We start from the raw sequence: 5,372 nt of genomic DNA, 5'->3' as shown, positions 1-5,372 counted from the left end.
ATTATTAAAATTTGGAGCAAAGACGGCAAACTACTTAAAACGTTTCAGAAGCATAGTAAGTCCGTTAAGAGCATTGCTTGGAGTCCAGATGGTCAAACCCTCGCTTCAGCCAGTGCTGACAAGACTATCAAAATTTGGAGTAAAGACGGACAAGAACTCGGAACGCTTAAAGGGCATAGCGATGCAGTCAATAGCGTTAGCTTTAGTCTTGATGGTAAAAGCGTCGCCTCAGCGAGTGATGACAAGACCGTGCTTCTGTGGAACTTAGAGCTATTGGATCGAGATATTTTATTCAAGCGCGGGTGCAATTGGGTACGCGGTTATCTGATGACCAACCCTAACGTCACACAGGAAGATCGTCATCTGTGCGATCGCCTTCAGCGAAGCTGATCGCATTGCTCCTCCGTAAGCTTGCCTCGCATCGGAACTTTAAGAGCTGATTTTTCAGCTAAGTACAGGTCACCGTAAAAAGGGGTCGGAAATAGAGGAAGATAGTGTTTGTAGATTGATTATGAGCCTTTTTTAGCATTAGTAGCTTTAGCCGAACAACGTCATTTACAGAAACAGGCAGAAATTGAGAAAAAGAAAGTTCGGATCATTGCTCCTGGTGGTGGGCGTAAACAGAAATGTCACCTAAAGAAGGAGTCTGCTTGTGTCTAGTTTACCGGCGACAAAAACCGATCTTTGAAATTTTAGGTTTGCTGTTTAATATCTCCAAAACGAAAGCCAATGATGCCGCACCCATTTCTGATGATTTAGCCTGAATTTTCCCCTCAAAGTCTCATGCTTACGTTGATTGAGCGCTGGCGATGCCTACGGCGGTTCGCAAAGCGACCATCGCACTTGGCTCATAATCGCTAAAACCATTTTACAGTAAGCATTTCGCATTTGCGGATAAGTCTATTCGTCTGAGCAAGCTCTAAGTCAATCAGACTTAGAGACAATTCAAGCTAATCAAGAGAAAGCTAGTGAGAGAATATTTGTTGAACACGTAATTAGATTACTAAAAATTTTCCAGGTAGCCCAAGAAAGGTTTCGACTAAGAGCCAAGAGCTATCAGAGAATAATTCTTCTATTTTGTGGATTAGTAAGATTAAGGATTGGGACGTTCGAATCGGGAAATTGGATAACATGAGTTGACTTATCTTTACTCATGTTGAATAATCAGTCGCTCTGGTGTCGTTTCTAAAACTTTCGTCGTCATGGTCTATTCGGCTCCAAATGGACGCAGTGCGATCGCCGATCTTGTAGGGTGCGTTGCCGATAAGTAAATGCACCACTGGGTTGGGTATCCTGCAAATCTTGCCCTGTTTCTATCTGAGCATGACTGCGACGGTCAAGACATCCCCCTCCCGTATTGTACTAGTCTCATAAATTGATGTAATAAGCACTTGACATTCTTGGGTAGTACATTTAACCTGGTACTTAATTAACTGTGCGGTTAAATACAAGATGTCTAGCGATCGCCTGAGTGCCACCTTTGCTGCTCTTGCCGATCCCACGCGACGGGCGATTTTAGCTCACCTCACCAAGGGTGAGGCATCGGTCACGGAGTTAGCCAAACCCTTTGAAATGAGCCTTCCTGCCATCTCCAAGCATCTCAAGGTGCTAGAGCGTGCCGGACTGATCGTGCGGGGGCGGGAGGCTCAGTGGCGACCCTGCCAGCTCAACGCCGAGCCGCTCAAAGACGTAGAGGACTGGCTCGAACAATATCGCCAATTCTGGGAGGAAAGCTTTGATCGGCTGGATGATTACCTGCACGAGTTACAAACCCAGGAGAAACAAGATGGGCAACAAGAATGATGCCACTGATACTCAATCCGATCGCGAGATTGTCATCACTCGCGTCTTCAATGCACCACGCGAACTCGTGTTCAAGGCGTGGACAGAGGCAAAACATATTGAGCAGTGGTGGGGTCCCAAAGGCTTCACAACCCGTGTCGAACAGATGGATTTGAGACCGGGCGGCACCTGGCGCTATGTAATGTGTGGTTCCGATGGCACCGAGTATCCGGTGAGCGGTGTTTTCAAGGAAGTCGTACCGCCCGAACGGATCGTCGCCACCGATCAATTTGATGAAGGCTTTGAACAGGTGGTGAAGGTAGACCTACCCAGCGGCACTATCGTAACGACAGCCATCTTTGAGGACTTAGACGATAAGACTCGCCTCACCCTGCGAATTATGCACTCCACGGCGGAAGATTGCCGCAAGCACGAGGAGATGGGCGTTATCGGAGGATGGAATTCCAGCGTTGACTGTCTTGATGAGTTCTTAGCGAAGATGGTTGCAGAGCAGAGGAATCGCCTAACGTTGACGTTGCCGTCCGATCGCGAAATTGTCGTGACACGGGTCTTCAATGCCCCACGGCAGCTTGTCTTCGAGGCATGGACTAAGCCTGAACACGTAAAGCACTGGTTTGGTGGTTGCACAAACATGACGGTGACCGTTTGCGAGATCGACCTGCGCGTGGGCGGCACTTGGCGCTATGTTTTGCATGACTCCAGCAACGGCACTGACCACGGGTTCTCAGGAGAGTACCGTGAGATTGTGCCACCGGAACGATTGGTTTCCACCGAACGCTACGAACCAATTCCCAACAGCGACCACCTGAATACACTAACTCTGACCGAACAAGACGGGCTTACGACATTGCACATCCATATCCAGTACCCGTCGGTTGAGCAGCGGGATGGACATCTTCACTCAGGTATGGAAATGGGGATGCGCGACACCCTGAACCGCCTCGAAGAACTCCTCGAATCAATGGCATCAAAATGTTGATGAACCAACCGAGTGCGAAACATTAGCCTGTTTACCAGAACGTATCGCCGCTACTAGAAACAGTAATTCGATCACTTAGACGGATATCTGCACGAGTTGCAACAACAAATGGAGATAAAATATGGTCACAAAAAACAGTGAGACAACGGCAACGTCGGAACGCTCACTCACCATCATCCGTATCTTCGATGCACCACGCAGCCTTGTATTCAAAGTCTGGACAGAGCGCGAACACCTGATGCGTTGGTGTGCTCCACGCGACTTCACAATTCCGTTTAGCGAGGGGGACTTTTGATCGGGTGGTGCCTACCGCACCTGCTTACGCTCACCCGAAGGCAAAGACTATTGGTTGCAAGGCCTTTATCGCGAGATTGTCGAGCCGGAACGCCTCGTCTTCACCCATGCCTGGGAGGACGAAGACGGCAACCCCAAACACGAAACACTTGTAACAGTGACCTTTACAGAGCATGACGGCAAGACAAAGCTAACCTTCCATCAAGCTATCTTCAAGTCCCTTGAAGCGCGTGATTCGCACCTGGAGGGCTGGTCTGAATGCCTCGATCGCCTCGCTGGTTACCTGTCCGAGACTCAAGACATGGAGCATTGAAGTAAAGACAACTCAATTTTGCTCTTTCTAAAGATAGATTTCATTCGTCAGCCACTTGAGTCTAGTACATTTGAACTAACCCAAGACCGGACACCTACATTATTTTACAAGCCAATCCTCAAACTCCTTCATTCTGAATCGGAAGAAACCCTGTCTCGTTGAGCAGCAGCCGTAGTTTTGTGTGAGGAAGTTGCGTGTCCTTCTGGTCGTTTCCCCACATCTGAGCAAAGAAGTCTTGCATCAGTGCAATAATGTCGCGGTATTTGACGACACTGGCAACATAGAATTCATCCAACTCCATGTCCCCATCAGCATGAATTTGCTTGATGTTATCGAGTAATATGGCTCCTACTTCATGGGGTCGTAAGCCTTCTTTGATGCCATATTTTTCCATAATCCTGTGCTTATCGCTCTGGGAACATGAGTCATAGGGCGCTCGAATCAAATGTCCTAAATTTCGCAAGACTTCCCCGTAGTCATACAAGGTGTTCTGCTTAAAGAAAATCTCTTCCCCTTCTGTCAATACAAAACTCTTGTCCAGTGCCAACCCAAAATCGGTTAAATAGATCTGCTCACCATCCGTGAGAATATTGCGAAAATGTGCGTCGAAGTGGATGATTCCCTTCGTTCCCAAAAAGGCGATCGCCCTACACAAGTCATTGAAGGGTTGCTGAAGTTTGTTGGGGTTCTCTCGCAACCATGTTTCTAGCACAAAGGGAACGTACTCCAGAAATAGAATCAATTCATACTGAGCATTTGCCCTATCTAACACATATTTTTTGAAATTGGCATGATTGCCCCAATGTTCGATATTAATCTCTAAATCTGCACACGCTTTAGAGGAAGGAAGAATCCGATAATGGTACATCAGTGGAAATGTAGCTATCGCACCTTCCAAGACCCAGTGAGTTGTTTTGAGATGAGTCACAAGCTCACGAAAAACTCCTAACCCAGTAGTAGAACCGATGCCATAGTTATAACCCATTGGCAAGTTATAGAGATTTTTAGTAGAGAACAGATTGTCATATTCAATATCTGTAACTGGAACACGTTTCACAAAGACTTTGGATTGCCCAAAGATAACAACGTGATTCATCCCCCAACCTGTACTTGACTGATTCGATTCACTTTTGCCAAGCAAAGAATTTAGTTTTCTATCATCCAACTGGGCAATTTGTGAACTGATCTTGAAATATTTCTGTTTTCTAAGGTCTAAAGAGTTTTTAGTCATTTCCCTGCGTTCGGCTATAGGACAAGAGCCTGAAAATATTTAGCGTCGTTCGATTCTTGCTGCAATTCATTAACTCACCCTTTGGTATAAAGTGCGATCGCTTCTTTTGCCGTTTGCACAATGCTATCGCGCAACTCCAATGGTTCTAACACTTTCATCTGTGCGCCAAATCCCAGTACATAAGCACAAGCTGCCTCTTGTGCATCAAACCGCATGGCAACAGGAATCCACCCCGCTGCATCGGGTGAACCAATCTGCTCTATCTTCGCGAAATATCCGGCATAGCGTAGTCGCGGCAACACTTCTGGAGCAACACGCACCATCACCTCAAAGCGTGGCAAATTAGCGTTGAACTCCACCAGTAATCGCTGCCAATAGTCAGCGCTGAATGAGGGTATGAAATAGGCTGAAACAGGCACATCCCAAAATTTGAGATAGTGCACTAACAATCGAGTTGAGTATCTCGGCATTTGCTCGGACTTGGAATAGTCAGGAAAAACTATTCATGAGAAAGTTCATTCTTCGGTTAGTTATCATCGTTCTAGTTGTCAGTGGGCTTGTTGGCTCTGGTTGGCTCAATCGTGCAACCCCTGCTTCAACCTGTGACATCGCAACTCGCTCTACCCCAATCGAGAGTGGAACGCTTTCCTATAATCAAGCAGGGACAGGACAACCGATTTTACTGCTGCACGGATTATTTGCCGAGAAAGAGCAGTGGAATGGCATGATGTGCGAGTTGGCTAGAGCAGGCT

The 5,372-nt window shown here is 47.0% G+C and carries 6 protein-coding genes and 3 pseudogenes; 7 read left to right on the top strand and 2 right to left on the bottom strand.

From position 1 onward, the window contains the following. From V6C93_RS23525 to V6C93_RS23500, 6 genes and pseudogenes are all read left to right on the top strand, one after another. Positions 1–390: WD40 repeat domain-containing protein (locus tag V6C93_RS23525; protein WP_414644253.1), on the top strand; the 390-nt coding region annotated here is incomplete at its 5' end. Positions 391–626: 236 nt separating this feature from the next. Further along, entirely contained in the window at positions 627–764 is a 138-nt protein-coding gene (locus tag V6C93_RS23520) for a transposase family protein (RefSeq protein WP_333479102.1), read from the top strand. Positions 765–937: 173 nt separating this feature from the next. Continuing rightward, positions 938–1,135: pseudogene (locus V6C93_RS23515) on the top strand (transposase family protein); the annotation flags it as partial. 317 nt (positions 1,136–1,452) lie between these two features. Then, complete coding sequence (locus V6C93_RS23510; protein ID WP_333479101.1) at positions 1,453–1,803, top strand: metalloregulator ArsR/SmtB family transcription factor; 351 nt, start codon at positions 1,453–1,455, stop codon at positions 1,801–1,803. Next, the gene (locus V6C93_RS23505) at positions 1,748–2,782 is read left to right on the top strand and encodes an SRPBCC family protein (protein ID WP_333479104.1); all 1,035 of its coding nucleotides are present in this window, start codon (positions 1,748–1,750) and stop codon (positions 2,780–2,782) included. The genes V6C93_RS23510 and V6C93_RS23505 overlap by 56 nt, the downstream gene beginning before the upstream one ends. Before the next feature lie 121 nt (positions 2,783–2,903). Next, positions 2,904–3,389: pseudogene (locus V6C93_RS23500) on the top strand (SRPBCC domain-containing protein). Between the two features lie 118 nt (positions 3,390–3,507). Here the strand turns inward: V6C93_RS23500 and V6C93_RS23495 are convergent. Together V6C93_RS23495 and V6C93_RS23490 are read right to left on the bottom strand one after the other, a co-directional pair. Next, the gene (locus V6C93_RS23495) at positions 3,508–4,485 is read right to left on the bottom strand and encodes a protein kinase (RefSeq protein WP_333479100.1); all 978 of its coding nucleotides are present in this window, start codon (positions 4,483–4,485) and stop codon (positions 3,508–3,510) included. Between the two features lie 209 nt (positions 4,486–4,694). Further along, complete coding sequence (locus tag V6C93_RS23490) at positions 4,695–5,090, bottom strand: helix-turn-helix transcriptional regulator (RefSeq protein WP_414644252.1); 396 nt, start codon at positions 5,088–5,090, stop codon at positions 4,695–4,697. A 35-nt stretch (positions 5,091–5,125) separates the two neighbouring features. On the opposite strand from V6C93_RS23490, the pseudogene V6C93_RS23480 reads away from it, so the two are divergent. Then, a pseudogene (locus V6C93_RS23480) lies at positions 5,126–5,372 on the top strand (alpha/beta hydrolase); the annotation flags it as partial.

The organism is Allocoleopsis sp., from assembly GCF_036703385.1.
In the GTDB taxonomy this organism is placed as follows: Bacteria; Cyanobacteriota; Cyanobacteriia; order Cyanobacteriales; family Coleofasciculaceae; genus Allocoleopsis.
This window is presented reverse-complemented; position numbering and strand designations above follow the sequence as displayed.

What these genes read in the sequence shown, in the direction of transcription:
- V6C93_RS23510 (WP_333479101.1), top strand. Translation starts at nt 1,453, where the DNA reads ATGTCTAGCGATCGCCTGAGTGCCACCTTTGCTGCTCTTGCCGATCCC.
- V6C93_RS23490 (WP_414644252.1), bottom strand. Translation starts at nt 5,090, where the DNA reads ATGCCGAGATACTCAACTCGATTGTTAGTGCACTATCTCAAATTTTGG.
- V6C93_RS23520 (WP_333479102.1), top strand. Translation starts at nt 627, where the DNA reads ATGTCACCTAAAGAAGGAGTCTGCTTGTGTCTAGTTTACCGGCGACAA.
- V6C93_RS23505 (WP_333479104.1), top strand. Translation starts at nt 1,748, where the DNA reads ATGATTACCTGCACGAGTTACAAACCCAGGAGAAACAAGATGGGCAAC.
- V6C93_RS23495 (WP_333479100.1), bottom strand. Translation starts at nt 4,485, where the DNA reads ATGAATCACGTTGTTATCTTTGGGCAATCCAAAGTCTTTGTGAAACGT.